This window comes from Agromyces sp. Y575, assembly GCF_059445445.1.
This window is the reverse complement of the sequence record NZ_JCAIUI010000002.1, coordinates 489,537-512,270: the sequence shown is the minus strand read 5'-3', so window position 1 is coordinate 512,270 and position 22,734 is coordinate 489,537. Positions and strand designations below refer to the sequence as shown.

Below are 22,734 nucleotides of genomic sequence, written 5' to 3'. Positions count from 1 at the left end.
GGGGTGGTGGGTGGGAGGGGGGCGGGGGGGGGGGGGTGTTGCGGGGGGTGCTGGCACCCCCCCCCCCCCCACGCCGATGGTCGACCTGAGTTGCTAGCCGATCGCGTCGACTTCAGCGACCCACTGGTCCCACGAGGCCTGCTTGTCCTGCGTGCCTTCTTCGACACGGGTCAGGGCCTTCTGCATGGCGTCGTTGATCTGGAAGTAGAACTCGCCCTTGAACGGAGCCACCGTGACGGCGTTGGCGCGATCGGTGAAGATCTGGCCGACTGGGGCGTCGTTGAAGTATTCGTTCGTGTAGTCGACCAGTGCCGGGTCGGTGAACGCCTCGTTCTGGCTCGGGAACGTGCCCGCGTTGACGAACGCCTTGATCTGCTGCTCAGGCGCGGTCAGCCAGTCCGCGAGCTTCTGCGCCTCGTCGACGTGCTCACCGTTGGCCGGAACGGTCAGGTACGAACCGCCCCAGTTGCCGCCGCCGGAGGGGAAGACGTTCGCGACGTCCCACGTGGTGACGCCCTCGGCGTTGCCCGAGATGACGCCGAGCATCCAGCCCGGGCAGAGCATGGTCGCGTATGCGCCGTTGGAGAGGCCTGCGAGCCAGTCATCGCTCCACTGGCCGAGGTGCGCCGACTGCGTCGCGCTGGCGTCGAGCACCTGGTTGTAGATGTCTTCGACGTCACCGTTCTCGGTCGCGATGATCTCGCCGGAGTCGGGGTCTTCGTAGGCGGCTTCGACCTGGTTGATCATGCCCTGGTAGGTGCCGCCCGCCGAGTCGAACCATGCACCGCCGGTCGCAGCCGTGTACTGCGCGCCGACCTCGAAGTACTTCGCCCAGTCGCCCTCGAGCAACGTCGCGACCGACTCGCGGTCGGTCGGCAGCCCTGCCGCGGCGAGTAGGTCGGAGCGGTAGCAGACGCCCTCGGGGCCGATGTCGGTGCCGTAGCCGATGAGGCGGTCGTCGCCGTCGGTCGCCGCCTGCACCTTCCAGTCGAGCCAGCGGTCGCCCAGGTCGGCGGGCACCTCGGCGAGGAGGTCGGAGTACTGCATGACCTCGGGAAGCCAGTCGACCTCGATCGCCTCGATGTCGGCGAGGCCGGTCTTGCCGAGCTTCTGGAAGTAGTTGGCACGAGCATCGTTCGAGGTCGCGGCCTTGTTCTGCACGACCGTGATGTTCGGGTTGGCATCCATGTACTCCTGGAGGAGTTCGTCGGAATAGCCGAAGTCGTTGAACGTGGCGACGCTCAATTCGATCTTCTCGTTGCCGCCTCCTGATTCGGTCGTCGGCGAACAGCCGGCGGCGATGAGGGCGATGGATGCTGCGCCTGCTGCTGCGGCGATCGCCTTGGTGCGTCGTGAAAGCTTCACGGTCACTCCCTTGTGTGCGTGGGTGTCGGAATGGTCACGTGAGACACGCCGCCCACCAACGGTGAGAGCGCTCTCACGATGCAGCACGATGCTAGCCAGCCGCGATCGGCAAAGTCAAGAGAGCGCTCTCATGCACCGAATTCGTTATCGAGCCGTGATCAACATCGACGCCCCTGACAGCTGGCCACGGGTCGCCCAGCGACCCCGGCGTAGACTCGTCCGGTGCCAGCAAGCGAACGCCGAACGTCGCCCGATGAGGTGACGCAGAACCGGCGCATGGTGATCGCCGTCTCGATCAGCCTCGCCCTCATCGCGGTGGCCGTGGTCGTCATCGGTGCCGTCTCCGGCGGCTCGGCGGGCAATGCGACGGCGGGCGGGGCATCCGGTTCGCAGACGCCCGAAGCGCCGCGCCCGGCGCCCGGCGAGGCCCCGCCGCCCGCGAGCGTCGACACCTTCGACCGCACCGCGCACTCCCTCGACGACCCGAACAGCATCTGGGTCGTCGTCAACAAGCTGCGCCCGATGAACCCGCAGGACTTCGAGCCCGACGACCTCGTCGATGTGCCCGTGCCGCACACCTGGGAGCCGATGATGCGTCAGGAAGCGTCCGACGCGATTGTCGCGATGTTCCAGGCCGCGGCCGATGAGGCCGATCTCTCGCTCGCCTCGAACAGCGCATTCCGCTCCTACTCCTCGCAGGAGTCGATCTACGACGGCGACGACCTGCTCACCGCCCGGCCCGGGTTCAGCGAGCATCAGACCGGGCTCGTCATGGACATCGGCGCCGAGAGCGGCGACTGCTCGCTCGCGACGTGCTTCGCCGACACCGCCGAGGGCATCTGGCTGCGCGACAACGCCTGGCGGTTCGGGTTCATCCTGCGGTATCCCGCCGACAAGACGCCGGTGGCCGGCTACGAGTTCGAACCCTGGCACTATCGCTACGTCGGCGTACCGCTCGCCACCGAAATGCACGAGACCGGCTATACGACGCTCGAGGAGTTCTTCGGCCTCCCGGCTGCACCCGAATATGAGTGAGCGGCGCGCCCTGAGCGCGTCGAAGGGGCCGCGGCGCGGTCTCTCCATCACCGTACTGATCATCAACCAGCTGCTCGCGGGCGTCGGGGTCGCTTCGGGCATCGCGGTCGCCGCGCTCCTCGTCGAGCAGATGACGGGCGTCGTCGCGCTCGCGGGTCTCGCGCAGTCGGCGAGCGTGCTCGGGGCCGCGCTGGCCGCCATCCCACTCGCCAAGCTCGCGGTGCGCTCAGGGCGCCACGTCGCGCTTGCGACGGGATACGCCCTCGCGCTGGTCGGTGCGGTGCTCGTCGTGGCGGCCGCGGCGAGCGGCTGGGTGCCGCTGGTCTTCCTCGGCCTTGCGGCGTTCGGCGCGGGTGCCGCCGCGGGCCTGCAGGCCCGCTTCGCCGCCACAGAGGTCGCGGCTGCCGGCTTCGAGGCGCGCTCGATGTCGCTCGTGCTGTGGGCCACGACGCTCGGGTCGGTCGCGGGCCCCCTCCTTTCCGCCACCGGCGCCGAGTTCGGGCTCGAGCTCGGCCTGCCGCCGCTCGTGGGCCCGTTCCTGTTCTCGGGCGCCGCTTTCGCGCTCTCCACGCTGCTCGTCGCGACCATGCTCCGGCTGCCGAAGCCAGGCACGATGGCCGCGGACGCCGCGGACGCCGCGGATGCGTCTCCGCTCCCTGAGCCCGTCGAAGGGGCTTCCCTCGTGCCGCCCGGCCTCCCTTCGACAAGCTCGGGGAGCTCGACGGGCGCAGGGAGCTCGACAAGCGCGGGGCGCTCGACGGGCTCGGGGAGCTCGACGGGCGCAGGGAGCTCCCGCGACCTGGATCGTCCGGTCGGCGCGTGGTCCGCATTCCGCACCGCGACCCGCAGCCCGCGATCCCTCTTCGCGATCCTCGCGATCGTCTGCTCGCACACGGTGATGGTCGGCGTGATGGTGATGACGCCCGTGCACATGACGGCACACGGCTTGTCGCTGTCGCTCGTCGGCGTCGTGATCAGCATCCACATCCTCGGCATGTACGGCGCGAGCCCGCTCGTCGGTTGGCTCGTCGACCGCATCGGCCCGGCGCGCGTGATCGCCACCGGCGCCGGCATCCTCACGGTCGCCGCACTCATCGGCATCCTGGCGCCGGCCGATGACATGCTGCTCGTCCCGCTGGCGCTCGGGTTGCTCGGCTTGGGCTGGTCGTGCGGGCTCATCGGCGGCTCCACTCTGCTGACGACGTCGGTCGATCCGGCGATCCGGGTGCCGTTGCAGGGCGCCACGGACGCCGCGATGAACCTCGCGGCTGCGGCATCCGCTGCCCTGTCGGGTGTCGTGCTCGGCATCGCGGGCTTCGCCGGCGTGAACGTCGTGGCCCTGCTGGTGCTGGTGCCGCTCGGCATCGCCGGGCTGCGGGCGATGGCCGCGAATCGCAGGGTTGCGGCGTCCTAGCTGCGGGGCTGCGCGATGAATGCGCTCTCACCGGGTTCCCAGAGTTTGAGAGGGTTCCTCACAATTTGGCGTGATGGGGTGTTCTGTCCCCCAAAATGCCGACCCGGAATCTTCGCCTGTGCCCTTCAACTTCTTCACGCCTGCCTCCACGCCCACTGAACCACCCGCCCGACGGCGCTCGACGTTCCGCGAACCCACGGATGGCGGCCCGGCCGTCACCGGCGCAACGGCCGAGACGGCCGAGACGGCCGAGACGGCCGAGACGGCCGTCATCGGCGAGCCGACACCGGTGCGAGCAGCATCCGGTAAGACATCTGGCAAGACATCCGACGAGAAGCCCGGCACGGAATCCGACGAGACACTCGGCGAAGCATCGGGCGGGGATCCGCGCGAGTCCTTCGGCGATCTCGAGAGTCGCAACACGCTCCGTGCCCGGCACCGCGCCGAGCGAGTGCGCAACCGGCGTTCGTCGAGTAGCACGCCGCGCCGGTTCGTCGCGCTCGGCTGCGCAAGCGCCATCCTGAGCGTCAGTGCGCTCGGCGCCGTCTCTGCGGCATCGGCCGACCCTGACGCCGACGCGACCCTCGCGAGCGCGAGCGACCAGCCAGCGGCGACCGAACACGGTGTCGGTGCCGGCGATGAGCTCATCTCGTCGATCGATATCTCGGCGAGGCCGGCCGTCACGAGCGGGCTCTCGACAGCCGCCGTGCCGTTCACCGGCGGCACCCAGGTGACTGTGACGGGCGAGGAGCTCGACCAGGTGGGCCAGGTCGCCGTCGGCGGTGTTGCAGCGCCCATCGTCGCTGCGGCGCCCGAGCAGCTCACGTTCCAGGTGCCCGCCGTGGCCGACACCGCCCTCGGTGGTGTTGAGGTGGCGTTCACGGATGTCGCGGGGGCGCCCGTCGCCGTCGTGGCACCCGGGACCGCGACCGTGGCCGGCGCCGCCGCCCCGGTGTCACTCGCCGCCCAGCTCACCGCGATCGACGAAGCGGCCGTGCACGCGGCTTCGCAGCCGCTCACCCTCACCTACACCTCGAACCCCGCGATCGACGCACAGCTGGGCTACGTGCTCACCTACTGGAGCGGTTACAACACGGCCGCGTACACCGTCTTGAGTGGTGTCGACTGCGCGAACTTCACGAGCCAGTCCCTCGCCGCCCGCGGTTGGGCGATGGATGCCGGCTGGTACTACGACCAGGCGACGGGCGCGATGTCGCCCAGCTGGGCGAGCTCGACTGCGATGCGCGACTGGCTGTACACCCGCCCGGACCTCGCCACGCCGCTCGACGACTCGCAGCGCGGCCTCGTGAAGGTCGGCGACGTCGCCCAGTTCGACTGGGACGGCTCGGGCGACCGCGACCACACGGCCGTCGTCACCCGCGTCGACCGGAGTGCCACCGGCACGACCGTCTGGGTCGGCGGCCACACCAAGGACGCCGACTACTGGAACGTCGACGAGGCCCTCGCCTCGGGCGGCGGCGCCGTCACCTACTTCTCGCTGACGTGAACAGTACTTCTCTCTGACGTAGCTGGTCGCGCCTGACCAGTGCAGCAATTCAGGAGCGGAGGCGTGTCGCGCCGTCTTGTTCCGGCGTGTCGGGGCGACACGCCGGGTGCCCTCCTGAATTGCTGCATAGTCAGGTGTCCGACCGCCTGCGCGCGGTTCGTCGCGGCGTGCCGGCTCCTGCTACTCGAGCGGCGAAGCGCCGAGCGCGGCGTCGACGATCTCCTTCGCGGCGGCCTGCACCTCTGCGAGATGCTCGGGCCCCTTGAACGACTCGGCGTAGATCTTGTAGACGTCTTCGGTGCCGCTCGGCCGCGCCGCGAACCAGGCGTCGGCCGTCTCGACCTTCACGCCGCCGATCGCCGCACCGTTGCCCGGCGCGTGCGAGAGCTTCGCGGTGATCGGTTCGCCCGCGAGTTCGGTCGCCGAGATGGCGTCGCCGTCGAGCTTGCCGAGTGCGGCCTTCTGGGCAGCGGATGCCGCGGCATCCGTTCGCTCGTAGGCCGGGTCGCCGAATCGCTCGACGAGGTCGCGGTAGAGGTCTGACGGCGACCGGCCGGTGACGGCGCGGATCTCGGAGGCGAGCAGGCACAGCAGGATGCCGTCTTTGTCGGTCGTCCAGACGGTGCCGTCGAAGCGAAGGAACGAGGCGCCCGCGCTCTCTTCGCCGCCGAAGCCGACCGAGCCGTCGACGAGGCCGGGCACGAACCACTTGAAGCCGACCGGCACCTCCCAGAGGCGTCGGCCGAGCGAGGCGGCGACCCGGTCGATCATCGAGCTCGAGACGAGGGTCTTGCCGATCGCGGCATCCGCTCGCCAGTTCGGCCGGTGCCCGAAGAGGTACTCGATCGCGACGGCGAGGTAGTGGTTGGGGTTCATGAGGCCGCCGTCGGGCGTGACGATGCCGTGCCGGTCGGCGTCGGCGTCGTTGCCCGTGAGAATGTCGAAGTCGCCGGCGTGTTCGAGCACCGAGGCCATGGCGCTCGGCGACGACGGGTCCATGCGGATCTTGCCGTCCCAGTCGAGGGTCATGAAGGACCAGGCCGGGTCGACGCGTTCGTTGACGACCGTGAGGTCGAGGTCGTAGGCGTCGCGGATCGCGCCCCAGTACGAGACGGATGCCCCGCCGAGCGGGTCGGCGCCGATCTTGACGCCGGCCGACCGGATCGCGTCGAAGTCGATGATGTTCGCGAGGTCGGCGACGTAGTTTCCGCGGAAGTCGTAGGTCTCGACGCCGCTCGGCTCGGCCTGCTTGACCTCCTTGAGGCCGCCGGCGATGAGTTCGTTCGCGCGGTCGGCGATCCACTTCGTGGCATCCGAGTCGGCGGGCCCGCCGTGCGGGGGGTTGTACTTGAAGCCGCCGTCTTGCGGGGGGTTGTGCGATGGGGTGATGACGATACCGTCGGCCTCACCCTCGGCGCGCTTCGCGGGGTCGTTGTTCCACTTCAGGATCGCGTGCGAGAGGGCGGGCGTCGGCACGTAGTCGTCGAACTCGTCGGCGAGCACGCGCACCTGATTGGCGACGAGCACGTCGAGTGCCGTCGTCTGGGCCGGCGCGCTCAGCGCGTGCGTGTCTGCGCCGATGAAGAGCGGCCCCGTGATGCCCTGCGCGGTGCGGTACTCGACGATCGCCTGCGTGATCGCGAGGATGTGGTCTTCGTTGAAGCTCGACGTGAACGCCGACCCGCGGTGGCCTGAGGTGCCGAAGACGACGCGCTGCGCCGAAACCTCGGCATCCGGATGCCGCTCGTAGTAGGCCCTGACGAGTGCTTCCACGTCGATGAGGTCGGATGCGGTCGCCGGGGTTCCTGCTCGCTCGTGCATGCTCCTAGTTTCTCGTGGGTTGAGGAGGCGCGCCAGCGCCGTCTCGTTTCTCGTGGGTTGAGGAGGCGCGCCAGCGCCGTCTCGAAACCTGGCCTTCGGTCGACGTAGGTTCGAGACACTCCTTCGTCGCTCCTCAACCCGCGAGGTCGCCTCAGGAGAGGGCGTGCACCGCGGTGGCGATCGTGAAGATGGCGAGTCCGGCGAGTGCGCCGACGACCGTGCCGTTGATACGGATGAACTGCAGGTCGCGGCCCACCTGCAGCTCGAGCTTCTCGGTCGTCTCCCGCGGATCCCAGCGCTCGACGGTCTCGGTGATGACGCCCGCGATCTCGTGGCGGTAGTTGCGTACGACGTAGGCCGCGGCATCCGTCGCCCAGGTGTCGACCTTCGCGGCGAGCCCCTCGTCGGCGACGAGGCGGGCACCGACTTCGACGACCGCTGAGGTCAGCCCGGCGCGCAACTCGCTCGACGGGTCGGCGAGCGAGGCATCGAGCGTCGCCTTCACCGAGGCCCACGCCTCGCCGGCGAACTCGCGCAGGCGCGGGCTCTCGAGCAGCTCGGCCTTGAGCGTCTCGACGCGCGCGATCATGAGCGGGTCGTGCTGCAGGGCGTCGGCGAGCTCGGCGAGGTAGCGGTCGATCGCGACGCGCAGCGGATGCCCCGCATCGGCACGTACGGCCTGTACGAACCCGAGCACCTCGCGGTAGGCGCGGTCGTCGACGACGCGGTCGACGAAGCCGGGCAGCCACCGCGGCAGCCGATCGGAGATCATGCTGCCGAATGCCTCGGGGTGCGCATCGAGCCATCCCTCGGCCTTCTCGAGCACGACGTCGACGGCGGCGCGCTGTTGGTGGTCGGCGACGAGACGGGCGCCGACCCGACCGATCGCTGGCGCCCACTCGGGCTCGAACAGGTATCGCCGGGCGAGTCGCTCGATCACGTCCTCGACGTCGTCATCACCGAGCAGGGTGAGCAAGCCGCGTGCGGCGACGGATGCCTCGGCGGTCAGCCGCTCGGCATTGGCCGGCGTCCGGAGCCAGCCACCGAGCCGGCGGGCGATGCCGATCGAGCGGAGCTTGCCGAGCACGACATCGTCGGAGAGGAACTCGTGCTCGACGAACGCGCCGAGGGTCGCGCCGATCTCGTCCTTGCGGTTCGGGATGATCGCCGTGTGCGGGATCGGGATGCCGAGCGGATGCCGGAACAGCGCCGTCACCGCGAACCAGTCCGCGATCGCGCCGACCATCGCGCCCTCGGCGGCCGCGCGCACGTAGCCGAGCCACGGCAACTCGTCCTGCAGCGCGAACGAGACTGCGAACACGACCGCGGCGATGAGCAGCAGGCTCGTCGCGACGCGCTTCATCCGCCGGAGCGCCTCGAGCCGTTCGGCATCGGTGGGCACGCTTCGCGTGGATCGATCAGTCGTACCGATCGCGTTCATGCGGGGTCCCGTTCCGTCGCGTATCCGTTTTCAGGAGGTTCCGCGATATCGGGGCGTTTCTCAGGAGAACACGCCGCTGAATCGCATGTCGGGGCCGAGAACTCCTGAAAAGGGGCCGAGAACTCCTGAAAAGAGCAGGGGGTGGCGGTGGCTAGGCTGACCTGCATGACGCACGCTTCGACGGGGCTCAGCGGAGCTGCCGCGCCCACACCGCCCGAGGAGACGTACTCCTACCTGGGGCCGGCCGGCACCTTCACCGAGTCGGCGCTGAAGCAGGTGCCAGAAGCATCCGGTAAGCACTGGCGGGCCGTCAACAACGTCGGCGAGGCGCTTGCGGATGTCACGGACGGCCGCTCGATCGCCGCGATGATCGCCATCGAGAACTCGGTCGACGGCGGCGTCTCCGCCACGCAGGACGCGCTGGCCACCGTGCCCGGTCTCCGCATCCTCGGCGAGTACCTCGTGCCCGTCAACTTCGTGCTCGTCGCGCGGCCCGGCACCGCGCTCGCCGAGGTGCGGGTCGTCAACGCGCACCCCGTCGCCTACGCGCAGTCGCGCGACTGGCTCGAACGGGAGCTCCCCGACCACGGGCACATTCCCGCGACGAGCAACGTCGCCGCCGCGGCATCCCTCTTCGAAGGCAGCCAGGCCGACGCGGCCGTGGCGCCGCCCGGCATCACCGACCTCCTCGACGTCGACGTGCTCGCCCGCGAGATCGGCGACCCCAACGCCGTCACCCGCTTCGTGCTCGTCAGTCGCTCACGGGTGCTGCCCGAACCGACCGGCGCCGACAAGACGAGCATCATCGTCGAGCTGCCCGATGACGAGCCCGGCGCGCTGCTCGCGATGCTCGAGCAGTTCTCGACGCGGGGCGTGAACCTCTCGCTCATCCAGTCGCGGCCTATCGGCGATGCCCTCGGCCGCTACCGCTTCGTCGTCGACTTCGACGGGCACGTCGCCGACGAACGTGTCGCCGACGCACTGCTCGGCCTCCGTCGCACGAGCCCCAAGGTGATCTTCCTCGGCTCGTATCCGCGGGCCGACAAGCGTGAGATCGAGTACCACTCGAAGTACGATGACGGCATCTTCATCGAGGCCCGCGACTGGCTGCGGGGCCTCCTGAGCGGCGAGCCCGACTGATCGGGCGGCCCTGATCCGAGGAGGCCACGTGAGCGACGGCGCCACGACCGGTATCGACCCGCGATTCGATCCGCGGTTCCAGCGCGGGTACTCGGGGCATCATGGGGCGAGCGAGACGGATGCCGCGGACACCCGCGCAGCGCGGGTGGCGCGCATCCCCGATCGGCCGAGGGCGGAGCTGCCGAGCCATGTGAACGAGCGGTTCGACGACGCAGAGGAGCCGAAGCAACGCGGCATCGAGGCGCTGTTCGAGCACCTCGGCGGGCAATCGGCGACACCGCTCGAGGCGGCCGAGCTCGCGAGTGATGAGCCCACTGCACCTGTCGACGACGAGGCGCAACCCGGCGGGCCCATGCCGCAGCGATGGCTTGTCGCCGGGTGGGCGGTGACGATGGCGGCGTTCGCGGTCGGCGTCTGGTGGTCGTGGGCCGTGTACTGGGACCTGGGCTCCTACACGGGAGTGTCTCGGTCTGCCGAGCCCGGGCTGCGGGAGCTCGGATGGGGGTTGTCGTCGCCGCTGCTGATGGCCGGTGCGATTGGCGTCGTCGTCGTGACGGCACTGGCGGCGCAACGACGCCTTGGAACGTTACCTGCCGGGAGCGCGAATTGGGCGAGCGACGAGGCTCGCACGCACCGAGGGGCGGAGTGGTGGGGGCTCGTTGCGATCATGGCCGCAACCGTTGTGGCTGTGATATGGCTTGTCCGCGGAGTGGTCGAAGGAGCGGGAGCGAGCATGGGTCTCGTCGTCGACGGAAGCGGGGTCAGCGAGACGCAATCCGAGGCTTTCGCGCGCATGGCGTTCGGACAGTTCGCGCAGGCCATGCTCGGGCCGCTCGTCTCAGCATCGATTGCGGCATTCGTGGCGATCGTCGCAGTCGAAGTGCGCCGCGCAGCATTCAGCGCGGCACGCGCACGATCAGCGCAGCCGGGTCGACCTTGAACCGCGCAGAGACCACGAGTCCGAACTCGTCACCGTCGATCTCGAACTCCTCGGCCGCGCCCTCGATCTCGAGGTCGACTGCCCGCCCTCGCAGGTACACGATTTCCGTGCGCTTGCTGCCACCGGTGAGGTCGAGGAACTGTCGGCCGAGCGCAGACTTTCGCAGCACCCGGTTCTCCCACGTGACCTTGCGCCAGATGAGCAGCCAGCCGAAGAGATTGCGAGGTGCCAGCACGACCACGTCGAGGCGGCCGTCGTCGATCTCGGCGTCGGGGATCAGCTCGATGTTGCCCGGCAGGTAGCCGAGGTTCGCCACGAGGATGCTCGCGACCTTCGAGCGGTGCTGCCGGCCGGTGTCGACCCGGTGCACGACGCGATACGGCTTGGATGCGGGCAGGGCCCGCAGGCCCGCGTCGACGTACGCCAGCCAGCCGACGCGCTTCTTCAGGTCGGCGTTGGTGCCCGCGATCATGGCTGCGTCGATGCCGATGCCGGCCATCACGAGTGACACGTGCGTCTCGTCGGTTCCGTCGGCGCGGGTGATGTCGGCGACGATCACGTCGACGGCCCGGTCCATGCCGGAGAACGCGAGCACGACGGCGTCGGCCTGGTCGTTCACGGGAATGTCGAGGTTGCGGGCGAAGAGGTTGCCGGTGCCGATCGGCACGAGTCCGAGCGGCATGCCGCTGCCGCGGAGCGTCGCCGCGACCGAACGCACGGTGCCGTCGCCGCCTGCTGCGATCACGAGGTCGACGCCGGCCTCGAGCGCTTCACGCGCCATACCCTTGCCCGGATCGTCCTCGGCGGTCTCGATCCAGAGCGACGGGGCGAAGTTCTGGCGTTGCTCGGCAGCCTCGACTGCGGCCCGCAGCGACTCGACGCCCTGCTTGGTGGGATTGAAGATGATGGCCGCGCGCAGGCGCTGGCCAGCGGCATCCGTCGCCCCCTCCTCGTCTGCCCTCACGCTGCCCACGGTATTGCATCGAGGCCTGAAACGGCCGTGAACGCGCTCGGGTGCCGTTCGGGTGCCGATCGAGTCGTCGGATGCCCCGGCTAGACTTGCTCGGGTGATCGACCCCGTGCTGCTTCGCGAGAACCCTGACCTGATCAAGCGTTCGCAAGAGCTCCGTGGCGAGTCCGTGGCGCTGGTCGACACGGCCGTCGAGGCGGATGCCGCGAGGCGCACCGCGATCACCGTGTTCGAAGCGCTCCGCGCCGAGCAGAACGCCTTCGGCAAGCAGGTCGCGCAGGCGCCGAAAGACGCCAAGGCCGCTCTCGTCGCCGAAGCGCAAGAGCTCGCGGCCCGCGTGAAAGCCGCGAATCAGGCTGCGAGTGACGCCGAGTCCGAGTTCACGCTCGCCGTGCAGCGCCTCGGTAACATCGTCATCGACGGTGTGCCGGCCGGCGGCGAAGACGACTTCGTCGTGCTGCGCGAGGTCGGCGAGATCCCCGCGTTCGACTTCGAACCGCGCGACCACCTCGAAATCGGCGAGCTGCTCGACGCCATCGACATGCAGCGCGGTGCGAAGGTCTCGGGCGCGCGCTTCCACTACCTCAAGGGCGTCGGCGCGCGCCTCGAGATCGCGCTCATGAACATGGGCCTCGACCGGGCGATCGCGGCCGGATTCACGCCGCTCATCACGCCGACGCTCGTGCGGCCAGAGATCATGAACGGCACCGGGTTCCTCGGCGCGCACGCCGAAGAGGTCTACTACCTGCCCGAACAGGAGCTCTACCTGACGGGCACGAGCGAGGTCGCGCTCGCCGGGTACCACTCCGACGAGATCATCGACGTGTCGAAGGGGCCGATCCGCTACGCCGGATGGTCGACCTGTTACCGCAGCGAAGCCGGCAGCCATGGCAAAGACACGCGCGGCATCATCCGCGTGCACCAGTTCAACAAGCTCGAGATGTTCACCTACATCGACCCGGCCGATGCCGAGGCCGAGCACGAGCGTCTGCTCGGCTGGCAGGAGGGCATGCTGCAAGACCTGGGCCTCACCTACCGGGTCATCGACACCGCGGCCGGCGACCTCGGCTCGAGCGCCGCACGCAAGTACGACGTCGAGGCGTGGGTGCCCACGCAGAACGCCTATCGAGAGCTCACCTCCACGTCGAACTGCACGACGTTCCAGGCGCGTCGCCTCGAGATCCGCCACCGCACCGAGAGCGGTAAGACGGCCCCCGTCGCGACGCTCAACGGCACCCTCGCGACGACCCGCTGGCTCGTCGCGATCCTCGAGACCCACCAGCAGGCCGACGGCTCGGTCGTGGTGCCCGAGGCCCTGCGTGGGTACCTCGGCGGCCTCGAGGTGCTCGAGCCGGTCGCATGAACAGCGAGCAACCGGAGCTCGCTGAGCCCGTCGAAGCTGGGGAGATCCCTTCGACGAGTTCAGGGAACGCTGACCCGTGGTTCGTCGCGCTCGACGTCGACGGCACGATCATGCACGAAGACGGCTCGATCGATCCGGTCGTCGCCGAGGCGGTCGCCGCAGCCCGCGACCGCGGCCATGTCGTGACGCTCGCGACCGGGCGCTCGTGGGCGACGACCGCTCCGGTGCTCGAGCGGCTCGAGCTCACTCCCGAGTACGTCGTGTGCGCCAACGGTGCCATCACGATGCAGCGCGACGATTCGGCATCAGATGGCTATGTTCGCCGTCACGTCGAGACGTTCGACCCGACGCCCGTGCTCGAGCGCATTCGCTCGTTCCTGCCGGCCGGCAAGTTCATGGTCGAGTTGCCCGACGGCTATCGCCTCTACACCGAGGGCATGAGCGACTGGAACGTCGACAACGCCCGTGAAGTGCTCTTCGATGAGCTGCTCGACCAGCGCGCCACGCGTGTCGTCGTGACGAGCCTCGAGCACGGGCTCGACGAGTTCTTCGAGATCGTCGACCAGATGGGCCTGCACCACGTGAGCTACGCCATCGGCTGGACCGCGTGGCTCGACATCGCCCCCGACGGCGTCAACAAGGCAACCGCGCTCGAACGGGTGCGGGGCTGGCTCGACCTTCCGAACGACCGCGTGCTCGCCGCAGGCGACGGGCGCAACGACCTCGAGATGTTCGCGTGGGCGGGCGCGGCCGGCAGGGCCGTCGCGATGGGCCAGGCGCCCGACGAGGTGCGCGAAGCCGCACGCGAAGTCGGCGGCACGATCGACGATGCAGGCCTCGCGGCGGTGCTCGACTCACTGCCGTAACGCGCCCGGAATCGCACCGCTCCCGGTGCTCGCAGAGCTCGCCAGCATAGAATCGGCGAAATCGAAGGGTTGCGGTGAGCGGTTCAGTCGAGCAGGATGTCGCCGTCGAGCAGACGGCGGTGCCGAGGCACGGGCGGATGCCGCGGCGCGGCGCCGTCTCGACGTACCTGAAGATCGCGGCATCCGCCGTCGCTGTGCTCGCGGTCAGCGCCACCTCGGTCGTCGCCTATGCCGCACTCGACCTGCTCGGATCGGTGCAGCAGGGCGCCGAGCTCGAGAGCGAACACCTGCTCGACGGGGTGCCCGACATCGGAGCGATGGACGGCGGCCTCAACTTCCTGCTCCTCGGCAGCGACAAGCGGCCCGAGAGCGGTGCATTCGGCGACCCCGAAGATGAATCGGGCGAGCTCAATGACGTCACGATGCTGCTGCACATCGCGCAAGACCACTCGCACGTCGAAGTCGTGAGCTTCCCGCGCGACATGATCGTGCCGGTGCCGGAGTGCACCGATCCTGAAGACCCCGATGGTGAAAAGCTCTCGGCGATGTCGGGTGTGAAGCTCAACACGGTGCTCGGGCACGGCGGCATCGGCTGCGTCGGTCAGACGGTGGAGGAGCTCACCGGAGTTCAGATCCCCGTCGGCGGCATCGTGCAGTTCGACGGAGTTGCCGCGCTCGCCACGGCGGTCGGTGGCGTCGAAGTCTGCGTCGCCGAGCGCATCGACGACGACTACTCGGGCCTGCACCTCGACGCCGGCAAGCACACCATCTCGGGCTACGACGCACTCGCCTTCCTGCGCTCGCGGCATGGCGTCGGCGACGGCAGCGACCTCGGGCGCATCTCGAACCAGCAGACGTTCATGGCCTCCCTCATGCGCACCGTGCAGGCCGACGGCACGCTCAGCGACCCGACGAAGCTGTACTCGATCGCGAAAGCCGTCACCTCGAACATGAGCCTCTCTCCGACGCTGCAAGACCCGGTGAAGCTCATCTCGATTGCGAAGGCACTCCAAGACGTCGACCTGTCCAAGGTCGCGTTCCTGCAGTATCCGACGGTGTACACCGAGGATCGCTCGGGCGTGGAGGCCGCCGAGTCGGCCGAGCAGGTGAACGCCGACTTGCTGGCGGATGTGCCCCTGGTGATCGACCCGAACGCCATCGATGGTACCGAGTTCGGAACGGTGCCCGACGAGACGGCACCCGCGCCCGAACCCGCACCTGAGGCATCGGCCGCGCCTGAGGCATCCGCCCCGGCTGAGACCCCCGGAGCTGTGCTGCCCGATGATGTCACGGGACAGACCGCCGCCGAGGTGCGGTGCTCGAGCGCCAACGAAGGCTGAGGCGAGTACGAACGAGCCGCTTCAGCACCTTTTCAGGGTGGCCTGCGAGGCTTGACGAAGCTTGCTTCGGCTAGAATCGGGGCCTGCCCGCACGAATCGCGCCCCAGGGTGCGAGACTGCAGGCTTGGAGGGCTGTCCGAGCGGCCGATGGAGCTGGTCTTGAAAACCAGTGGGCAGTAATGTCTCGTGGGTTCGAATCCCACGCCCTCCGCGCGAGACGACCAGGCACGAAAGGATGATGGTGGCAGAAGAGTTGCGAAGCAGTGCACGTCGTGCTGCGACCTCGAATCCTATTGTTCGGCATGGCCGACTCAAGCGACGCAGCCTGTGGAAGACCGCCGGCAAAGTGACCGCGTCCGTGGTCGCAGTCGCTCTTGTCTCGGGCACCGCCATCGCCGCGTACGCCGCCTTCGATCTCGCGAAGACCGTGCAACCCACCGTCACCCTCGGCAACGAAGATGTGCTCGAGGGCGTGCCCGATGTGGGTGCCATGGAAGGGGGCGTCAACATCCTCGTCGTCGGCAGCGACAGCCGCCAGGGGCAGGGTATGGCGTTCGGCGATCCCGAAGAAGAGACCGCCGTACTCAACGACGTCACGATGCTGCTGCACATCTCGCAAGACCATTCCAACGCCTCGGTCGTGAGCTTTCCGCGCGACATGCTCGTCGATGTGCCCGAGTGCGATGACCCCGATGACCCCGAAGAGCCGTTCTCCGAGCAGTACGGCATGAAGATGAACACCGTGCTCTCGCACGGCGGTCTCGGCTGCGTCGTCAAGACGATCGAGGCCGAGCTGGGCATCACGATCCTCTTCGGCGGTGTCGTGCAGTTCATGGGCGTCGCGGGGCTCTCCGAGGCGGTGGGCGGTGTCGACGTCTGCGTTGCCGAGCCGATCGAAGACGAGTACACCGGCACGTTCCTCGCGGCGGGCACGCACAACCTCTCGGGCATGGCTGCGCTGCAGTTCCTCCGCACTCGTCACGGTGTCGGCGACGGCAGCGACCTCGCCCGTATCTCGAATCAGCAGGTGTTTCTCTCCTCCCTCGTGCGCACCGTGCAATCGAACGGCACGCTCAGCGACCCGGTGAAGCTCTACTCCATCGCGAAGGCCGCACTCGCCAACATGCAGCTGTCCGACAGCCTCATGGACCCGACCCGCATGATCTCGATCGCGAAGGCGCTGAGCGCCACCGATCTCAGCAAGATCGCGTTCATCCAGTACCCGACCGCGTACGTCGAGGGCGGCGGTGCCGTCGAGCCCACGAGCTCGGCCGAATATGTGAGAACGTCGCTCCAGAACGACCTCCCCGTGACCTTCGACGCGGCTGCGCAGGAGTCGGCGTTCGCTTCGGCAGGCGACCCCAATGCGATCGTGCCCCCCGAGGAGGCACCCGTCGAAGAGGTGCCTGCCGACGACGCTGCGGCCGAGGCGCCCGCCGACCCGGCCGCACCCGCGCCCACGGTCGAAGCGCTGCCGAGTGATGTCGCCGGGCAGACCGCGGCAGAGACCCGGTGCTCCGCAGGCCGCACGCTCGACGACCAGTAGGCGGCGTTCGCGATCGGCTTCTGCATCTGAGCTGATCCCCCAGTGGCCCCCTGATCGGGCGCCGGAGTCCCCTACAGCACCTCGTGAACCCTCGGGTAAGCCCCCGATGCCGACCACCGCACCTCGCTCGTAGCGTGAGACGGGTAATCGACAACAGGGCGTGAAATCGTCCGGGGAAGCGAAGGAACACACTCATGGCTTTCGATGACAACAGCGTCTGGACTCGAGTCCGAGACTCGTTCAACGTCAACGTGGCGGTGCCGATCAGCGACAACACTGTCGACTCGCTCAACGACTTCAACTCGCACAACGACAACTCGGATAACTCCGATAACTCGGATAACTCCGATAACTCCGATAACTCGGATAACTCGGACAACTCGGATAACTCGGACAACTCCGACAACTCGGATAACTCCGATAACTCCGATAACTCCGATAACTCCGATAACTCCGATAACTCCGATAACTCGGATAACTCGGATAACTCGGATAACTCCGACAACTCGGACAACTCCGACAACTCGGACAACTCCGACAACTCCGACAACTCGGACAACTCGGACAACTCCGACAACTCGACCAACGACTCGTATAACGACAACTCGGACAACTCCGACAACTCGGACAACTCCGACAACTCGGTGCACGACTCGTACAACGACAACTCGATCCACGACTCGGGCAACACGACGCTGAACGACCACTCGATCAACGCGGGTGTGCGGGAGTACAACGTCGGGTTCGGCGACCTCACGATCGTCGGAAGCCTCGGCGCCGACGGTGAAACCGGCGAGTCGAGCCTGCTCGCTGATGGCGGCGGCACGAGCGTCAACATCGACAACCGTTCGACGGTGCTCGACCAGTCGGTCAACCAGAACATCGCTGCTGCAGCTGGCAGCGGAGGCGATTCCGGCGCGCTCGGCTCAGCCGGCGGTTCCGGCAGCGGCGGTACCGGTGCTTCCGGCAGCGGCGGCTCGGGTGGTAGCGCCACCTCGGGTGCGGCCGGCGGTGGCGGCGATGCCGCCGTGGGTGCCGGCGGTGACGGTGGTGCCGGCGGTGACGCCACGGGCGGCAACGGTGCCAGCGGCACAGGCGGTGCCGGTGGGTCCGGTACCGGCGGCGGCGCAGGCGATACCGGCTCTTCTGGTGGCGACGCCAGCGGCGGCAACGTGTCGCAGTACTTCAACAACGAAACTGTCGTCAATTCCGGTGACTACGGCGTGGCTGCGCGAGGCGATGTCGACATCGACAACTCGTCGTTCGATGTCTCGGTCGGCGACATCTCGATCGGCAACACCACAGATTCGTACAACGAGGACTACAGCTGGGACGTCGATGTGAGCGACTCGTTCAACGACAACTCGACCAACCTCGACGTGGATGTGGACGACTCGTTCAACGACGACTACTCGACCGATGTCGACGTCGACGTCGACGTTGACAACGCCAACATCCTCAGCCCTGACGCCGTCGCCCTACAGGTCGACGACATCAACCTGTAGGGGCGTTGCAGTTCTGCCCGGTCGCCCCCTGGGGCGGCCGGGCACACACCCATCCGGTCGCTGACGGCCGCGGTCACTGCTGACATCCGCTGGTTTGCAGTGCAGACTGAAATTCCCCCACAGATTCCGAAGGTGTCCGAGATGTCCAGTGACGAGGCCGCGAGCGAGCACGGTGCCCTGCCGTACGACGACTCGTCGGCACAGGCGGCAGATCCGATGGTCGAGCCTGACGACGGGTTCGACGCCGGCGCATGGGAGACCGATCTCGCAGACGCCCTCTCCGACCCGAGCGCGGCGAACCTCTTCACCGCGGAGATCGAGCACGTCGACGCATCCGATTGGGATGTCGACACCGCGCTCATCTGGGGCGACGTCGTCGACGATGTCGTCGACGACGCTGGGAGTATCGGGCCCGATTTCCCACTCTGAATCGGGCGCGTGACGGGGCGGGGTGCACTCCGCCCCGTTCTCTGTCACGATGGAGAGAACGAGGGAATTCGTGCCGGAAGCAGTCAACACTGAGGAGTCTGCAGTGGTCGAGCGCGAGCAAACGGCGACGCCCGACGATCCGCCGGTGGCGGCGCACCTGCAACGCGCGCCGGAGCTCGAGGGTGAGGCTTCGGCCATGATGGACGTCGTCCGCAACGTCGGGCAGCTCGCCGCTTCATCCGGTCGTGCAGACCTGGCCAGACGAATCCAACAGACACAGGCGCGGCTCGCCGATCCCGACATCCGCGTCATCGTGGTCGGCGAGTTCAAGCAGGGCAAGAGCAAGCTCATCAACGCCCTCGTGAACGCACCGGCATGCCCCGTCGACGACGACGTCGCGACGAGCGTGCCGACGTCGGTGGGGTACGCCGAGGTGCCCTCGGCGTGGGTGCTCGAGCAGCACACGGATCCCGCCACCGGCACGGCTGGCGTCGATCGCCGTCAGATACCGCTCGAGGAGATCTCCGAATTCGTCTCGGAGAGCGGCAACCCGCGCAACGAGCGTCGCATCGTGTCGGCCGAGGTGCTGTTGCCGCGCGAGATCCTCAAGGGCGGGCTGAAGCTCGTCGACTCGCCCGGCGTGGGCGGCATGGAATCGTCCAACGCGCTGGCGACGCTGTCGGCGCTGTCGACGGCGCACGCCGTGCTGCTGGTGTCGGATGCCTCGCAGGAGTACACCGAACCCGAGGTGCAGTTCCTCAAGCACGCGATGCGCATCTCGCCGAACGTCGCCGCCGTGCTCGCCAAGACCGACCTCTACCCGTCGTGGCGTGAGATCGAGCAGATCGACCGCGGGCACCTCCGTGATGCCGGTGACGTGCCGATATTCTCCGTCTCCAGCGATCTTCGCCTGCTCGCTGCCGAACTGCGCGACAGCGCACTGAACGACGAGTCGGGCTTTCCGGCGCTCGTCGCGCATTTACGCCGAGAGGTGCTCGGCCGCGCCGAGGTGATTCACGAGCGCAGCGCCGTGCACGATCTCGTGTCGGTGGTCGAGCAGCTCACGATGTCGCTTCGTTCCGAGCTGAACGCGATCCTGCACCCCGAGGACACGCCGCGCATGATCGCCCAGTTGGAGGCGGCGAAGGCGCGCGCCGACGAGTTCCGCGGGCGCTCATCGCGCTGGCAGGTGACGCTCACCGACGGCGTCGCCGATCTCATCGCCGACATGGAACACGACCTGCGCGACCGGCTGCGCAAAGTGCAGCGCGAGGCCGAGGACGCGATCGAAGAGGGCGATCCCGGACCCATCTGGGACCAGATCACCGAATGGCTCGACCAGCGGGTGGCCAGCGCGGTGTCCGAGACATTCGTGTGGACCGACGAACGCTCGCGCTGGCTGTCGGAGGAAGTGGCCGAGATGTTCAGCGCGGGAGAGTCCGCGCTCCCGGCGATCGACGTCGGCGACACCCAGGGCGTGCTCGACCCGGTCGAGGGCATCTCCGTGCTCGACCCGGGTCGTCTCGGCGCAGGAGAGCGGATCTACATCGGCGTGCGCGGATCGTACGGCGGCGTCCTCATGGTGGGCCTCGCCACAGGACTGATCGGACTGTCCCTGATCAATCCCTTGTCGCTGCTCGCCGGAGTGCTCGTCGGTCGGCGGGCATATCGCGAAGACATGAGCGCACGATTGATCCGCAGGAAGCACGAAGCCAAAGGCCACGTGCGCCGCTACATCGACGAAGTCACCTTTCAGGTCGGCAAGCAGCTCAAAGACCGGCTGCGCCTGGTGCAGCGCGCCGCTCGCGATCATTTCGGGGCGATGGCCGAAGAACTGCACCGATCGCTGTCGGAGGCGCTCATCACTGCGAAGCAGACGGCTACCACCTACACATCCAAGCGCGACCAGCGAGTGGTCCAACTGAAAGCGCAGATCGGCCAACTCGAGCGGCTTCGCGCCGAGATCCCCGAGCTTCCGCCGATGCGCACCGAGGCCGTACAACGGTGACGGCACAGGTGAGGGACGACGCAGCGGGCTTGCTGCGCACCGCCCGCGCCGTCTACAGCGATGATCCTGCGGCGCAGAATACGCTCGCCGAACTCGACCGGCGCTTGCGCGAACCCCTGCGGTTGGCCATCGCAGGCATGGTGAAGGCGGGCAAGTCGACGTTGCTGAATGCCCTGCTCGGCGAGCAGATCGCACCGACCGACGCCGGTGAGTGCACACGGGTCGTCACTTGGTACCGCTATTCGGCAACTCCGACCGTCACGCTTCACCCGAAGGAGGGCGAACCCCGGCGGCTGCCGGTGCGACGAGATCACGGGCGCCTGGTGCTCGACCTCGGTGGCGCTCCCGTCGAGGAGGTGGGATGGATCGACGTCGGCTGGCCGTTGATCGGTCTGAAGTCGATGATCCTCATCGACACGCCCGGCATCGCCTCGTTGTCGGTAGAGACCTCTGCGCGAGCGACCGTGTTCCTCACCCCGGAGGAGGCGCCCTCGTCAGCGGATGCCGTCGTCTATCTCATGCGGCACCTGCACGCATCGGACATCAAGTTCCTCGAGGCCTTCCGCGACACCGCGGCCGGGGCGGCGCAGAGCATCTGCGCGGTCGGGGTGCTCTCGCGCTCGGACGAGATCGGTTCCGGCCGCATCGATTCCCTGCTGTCGGCCGGCAAGGTCGCACGACGCTACGAGCTCGATGGCGAGCTGGCCTCGCTGGTTCTGGGGGTCATCCCCGTGGCGGGGCTCGTCGCAGAAGGTGCGCGCACGCTCCGCGAGCACGAGTACACGGCCTTCCAGGAACTTGCGGGGCTCGAACGGATCGACCGTGAGCGCCTCCTCGTGTCGGCCGACCGGTTCACCGGCGCTTCCGACGTCACCGAGCTGAGCTTGGCCGAGCGCCGGAACCTGCTCGACCGATTCGGACTGTTCGGGGTGCGGTTGGCCACCGCACTCATTCGTGGCGGCACCGAAAGCTCGTCCGATCTGTCGGCGCAACTCGTGCAGCAGAGCGGACTGATCGAGCTGCAACGGTTCGTGCGAGATCAGTTCCGCAGCCGCGCGTCGACTCTCAAGGCGCGCGGAGTGCTGCTCGGGCTCGATAAGCTCATCCGCGAGAATCCGCGCGAGGGAACCGAAGAGATCCGCGGCGGTATCGAGCGCATCACGGCCGGCGCGCATGCGCTGCGGGAACTCTCGTTGCTGGCCAGCGCGAGGTCGGAAGGGCTTCCGCTGATCGCTCAGGATGCCGCGGACGCCCAGACGATCATCGGTGCCAAGGGCACCCCGACCCACGTGCGTCTCGGCGTGGCTGAGGACACCGACAGCGACTCACTCCGCGACCGCGTCGGAACCGTCCTCGTGCACTGGCGCCGACTGGCCGAGTCTCCGCTCACGGACCGAGCGACGGTGAGTGTATGCCGGGTGGTGATCCGCAGTCTGGAAGAGATCGCGTCAGAGCTGCGGCCCGCGGCGGATATCGTGCTGCCGAGCAGACCAGGCGATGGCGCCCGGGAGCACACTCCAGAGCAGCGCGAGCACCACGAGCCCGCACTGGGCGGCAAGTAGGAGCCGCACTGGTTCACCGCGTTCGCCGATCGCCACCAGCTCCGTCGACAGCAGCAGCAGGAGGACCTGCACCACCAACGTCGAGAGCTGCCACCAGCGCACCTTGGGACGCCGGCTCATGAACGACACGAGAAGCGTGATCTGCGTCAGCAGTGCTGCCACCATCACCCCGAACACGACCCAGAACACGACGTCGGCTGCGGTCTGGTACGTCTGCTCCGCGCGCCCGTCGCTGACGCCGCGAACGACGTCCGCGATCAGGGGGAGCTGGGTCTGACGGATGACGAAGAAGTAGACCACCGTGAACCCGCCGACGGCGAAACTGAGCATCCAGAGAACCTGGCTCGCGCGCACAGAGAAGGGCGGGGTCAGCTTCACGAGCACCGGGGCCGCGTTGGGATTCGCGACGGGAGGGCGTTCCGGCGCGTCTCGCTTGTGACCTGCGGTCGGCATGGCCGCGTTCATCGCCGGTGTTCCGGCGG

General features: G+C 68.1%; 18 protein-coding genes and 1 tRNA gene. 14 read left to right on the top strand and 5 right to left on the bottom strand.

Annotation, left to right across the window (positions count from 1 at the left end):
- Positions 1-93 precede the first annotated feature (93 nt).
- A complete protein-coding gene (locus AC1C2U_RS08520; protein WP_495361307.1) occupies positions 94-1,365 on the bottom strand; it encodes an ABC transporter substrate-binding protein in 1,272 nt (423 codons plus the stop codon).
- Between the two features lie 222 nt (positions 1,366-1,587).
- Between AC1C2U_RS08520 and AC1C2U_RS08515 the strand changes: the two genes are divergently transcribed.
- The 3 genes from AC1C2U_RS08515 to AC1C2U_RS08505 all read left to right on the top strand — a co-directional run bounded on the left by AC1C2U_RS08515 (position 1,588) and on the right by AC1C2U_RS08505 (position 5,321).
- On the top strand, positions 1,588-2,400 hold the full coding sequence (locus tag AC1C2U_RS08515; protein WP_495361306.1) for a M15 family metallopeptidase: 813 nt from the start codon (positions 1,588-1,590) through the stop codon (positions 2,398-2,400).
- Positions 2,393-3,814: an MFS transporter gene (locus AC1C2U_RS08510; protein WP_495361305.1), complete on the top strand. Its 1,422-nt coding sequence runs from the start codon at positions 2,393-2,395 to the stop codon at positions 3,812-3,814. Before AC1C2U_RS08515 ends, AC1C2U_RS08510 begins: the two co-directional genes overlap by 8 nt.
- 118 nt (positions 3,815-3,932) lie before the next feature.
- Positions 3,933-5,321, top strand: a complete 1,389-nt coding sequence (locus AC1C2U_RS08505) for an amidase domain-containing protein (protein ID WP_495361304.1) — start codon at positions 3,933-3,935, stop codon at positions 5,319-5,321.
- Between the two features lie 180 nt (positions 5,322-5,501).
- Here the strand turns inward: AC1C2U_RS08505 and pgm are convergent, their stop codons facing one another.
- Positions 5,502-7,142, bottom strand: a complete 1,641-nt coding sequence (pgm, locus tag AC1C2U_RS08500; RefSeq protein WP_495361303.1) for a phosphoglucomutase (alpha-D-glucose-1,6-bisphosphate-dependent) — start codon at positions 7,140-7,142, stop codon at positions 5,502-5,504.
- Positions 7,143-7,293: 151 nt separating this feature from the next.
- Positions 7,294-8,583, bottom strand: coding sequence for a DUF445 domain-containing protein (locus AC1C2U_RS08495; RefSeq protein WP_495361302.1), 1,290 nt, complete (start codon positions 8,581-8,583; stop codon positions 7,294-7,296).
- A gap of 165 nt (positions 8,584-8,748) precedes the next feature.
- Here AC1C2U_RS08495 and pheA point away from each other — a divergent pair, with 165 nt between their 5' ends.
- Both pheA and AC1C2U_RS08485 read left to right on the top strand, forming a co-directional pair.
- Positions 8,749-9,723: a prephenate dehydratase gene (pheA, locus tag AC1C2U_RS08490; RefSeq protein ID WP_495361301.1), complete on the top strand. Its 975-nt coding sequence runs from the start codon at positions 8,749-8,751 to the stop codon at positions 9,721-9,723.
- A 28-nt stretch (positions 9,724-9,751) separates the two neighbouring features.
- A complete protein-coding gene (locus AC1C2U_RS08485; protein ID WP_495361300.1) occupies positions 9,752-10,663 on the top strand; it encodes a hypothetical protein in 912 nt (303 codons plus the stop codon).
- Here the strand turns inward: AC1C2U_RS08485 and AC1C2U_RS08480 are convergent.
- On the bottom strand, positions 10,620-11,627 hold the full coding sequence (locus tag AC1C2U_RS08480) for a diacylglycerol/lipid kinase family protein (protein WP_495361299.1): 1,008 nt from the start codon (positions 11,625-11,627) through the stop codon (positions 10,620-10,622). The two genes, AC1C2U_RS08485 and AC1C2U_RS08480, sit on opposite strands and share 44 nt — an antisense overlap.
- Before the next feature lie 103 nt (positions 11,628-11,730).
- Between AC1C2U_RS08480 and serS the strand changes: the two genes are divergently transcribed.
- From serS to AC1C2U_RS08435, 9 genes are all read left to right on the top strand, one after another.
- Positions 11,731-12,996 (top strand): serine--tRNA ligase, encoded by a 1,266-nt coding sequence (gene serS / locus AC1C2U_RS08475; protein ID WP_495361298.1) that lies wholly within the window; start codon positions 11,731-11,733, stop codon positions 12,994-12,996.
- Positions 12,993-13,862: an HAD family hydrolase gene (locus tag AC1C2U_RS08470; protein ID WP_495361297.1), complete on the top strand. Its 870-nt coding sequence runs from the start codon at positions 12,993-12,995 to the stop codon at positions 13,860-13,862. Before serS ends, AC1C2U_RS08470 begins: the two co-directional genes overlap by 4 nt.
- A 74-nt stretch (positions 13,863-13,936) precedes the next feature.
- Entirely contained in the window at positions 13,937-15,202 is a 1,266-nt protein-coding gene (locus AC1C2U_RS08465) for an LCP family protein (RefSeq protein WP_495361296.1), read from the top strand.
- Between the two features lie 126 nt (positions 15,203-15,328).
- Positions 15,329-15,413, top strand: a tRNA-Ser gene (locus tag AC1C2U_RS08460).
- Positions 15,414-15,548: 135 nt separating this feature from the next.
- On the top strand, positions 15,549-16,748 hold the full coding sequence (locus AC1C2U_RS08455) for an LCP family protein (RefSeq protein ID WP_495361295.1): 1,200 nt from the start codon (positions 15,549-15,551) through the stop codon (positions 16,746-16,748).
- 194 nt (positions 16,749-16,942) lie between these two features.
- Complete coding sequence (locus tag AC1C2U_RS08450; RefSeq protein ID WP_495361294.1) at positions 16,943-18,253, top strand: hypothetical protein; 1,311 nt, start codon at positions 16,943-16,945, stop codon at positions 18,251-18,253.
- A 141-nt stretch (positions 18,254-18,394) separates the two neighbouring features.
- Positions 18,395-18,682 (top strand): hypothetical protein, encoded by a 288-nt coding sequence (locus AC1C2U_RS08445; protein WP_495361293.1) that lies wholly within the window; start codon positions 18,395-18,397, stop codon positions 18,680-18,682.
- A 70-nt stretch (positions 18,683-18,752) separates the two neighbouring features.
- Positions 18,753-20,690, top strand: a complete 1,938-nt coding sequence (locus AC1C2U_RS08440) for a dynamin family protein (RefSeq protein WP_495361292.1) — start codon at positions 18,753-18,755, stop codon at positions 20,688-20,690.
- An 8-nt stretch (positions 20,691-20,698) separates the two neighbouring features.
- On the top strand, positions 20,699-22,252 hold the full coding sequence (locus AC1C2U_RS08435) for a dynamin family protein (RefSeq protein WP_495361291.1): 1,554 nt from the start codon (positions 20,699-20,701) through the stop codon (positions 22,250-22,252).
- Here AC1C2U_RS08435 and AC1C2U_RS08430 read toward each other — a convergent pair.
- Positions 22,139-22,705, bottom strand: coding sequence for a hypothetical protein (locus AC1C2U_RS08430; protein ID WP_495361290.1), 567 nt, complete (start codon positions 22,703-22,705; stop codon positions 22,139-22,141). The two genes, AC1C2U_RS08435 and AC1C2U_RS08430, sit on opposite strands and share 114 nt — an antisense overlap.
- Positions 22,706-22,734 lie beyond the last annotated feature (29 nt).

What these genes read in the sequence shown, in the direction of transcription:
- AC1C2U_RS08470 (WP_495361297.1), top strand. Translation starts at nt 12,993, where the DNA reads ATGAACAGCGAGCAACCGGAGCTCGCTGAGCCCGTCGAAGCTGGGGAG.
- AC1C2U_RS08495 (WP_495361302.1), bottom strand. Translation starts at nt 8,583, where the DNA reads ATGAACGCGATCGGTACGACTGATCGATCCACGCGAAGCGTGCCCACC.
- AC1C2U_RS08450 (WP_495361294.1), top strand. Translation starts at nt 16,943, where the DNA reads ATGGCTTTCGATGACAACAGCGTCTGGACTCGAGTCCGAGACTCGTTC.
- AC1C2U_RS08445 (WP_495361293.1), top strand. Translation starts at nt 18,395, where the DNA reads ATGTCCAGTGACGAGGCCGCGAGCGAGCACGGTGCCCTGCCGTACGAC.
- AC1C2U_RS08430 (WP_495361290.1), bottom strand. Translation starts at nt 22,705, where the DNA reads ATGCCGACCGCAGGTCACAAGCGAGACGCGCCGGAACGCCCTCCCGTC.
- AC1C2U_RS08510 (WP_495361305.1), top strand. Translation starts at nt 2,393, where the DNA reads ATGAGTGAGCGGCGCGCCCTGAGCGCGTCGAAGGGGCCGCGGCGCGGT.
- pgm (WP_495361303.1), bottom strand. Translation starts at nt 7,142, where the DNA reads ATGCACGAGCGAGCAGGAACCCCGGCGACCGCATCCGACCTCATCGAC.
- pheA (WP_495361301.1), top strand. Translation starts at nt 8,749, where the DNA reads ATGACGCACGCTTCGACGGGGCTCAGCGGAGCTGCCGCGCCCACACCG.